Below are 287 nucleotides of genomic sequence, written 5' to 3' on the forward strand. Positions count from 1 at the left end.
CGGCGGGCTCGTGGAGCGCTCGATTACCGCCGACCGACTCACCGCCCACCTCGAGGACCTCGTCGCCGCCCGGGGCGCCCCGGCGGTGCTCAGGTCGGACAACGGGCCGGAGTTCATCAGCGAGGCGGTGGTCGACTGGGCCGGCACCCGCACCGGCCTGTGGGCTGACCCCGTTTCGTAGGTCCAGTCGTTATGAGAGTCGTCCTGTTGCCCGCGGTCGCGGGCAGGGAGACTGGTCAGATCATGACGAACAGCAGGAAGCGTCACACCCCCGAGCAGGTCGTCCG

1 pseudogene is annotated in these 287 nt (G+C 70.0%); it reads left to right on the plus strand.

The window, feature by feature from the left end:
- Window positions 1–163, plus strand: a pseudogene (locus J1M38_RS11630) (IS3 family transposase); the annotation flags it as partial.
- Window positions 164–287 lie beyond the last annotated feature (124 nt).

It is taken from the genome of Micrococcus sp. KRD070, assembly GCF_017168435.1.
Classification (GTDB): Bacteria; Actinomycetota; Actinomycetes; order Actinomycetales; family Micrococcaceae; genus Micrococcus; species Micrococcus luteus.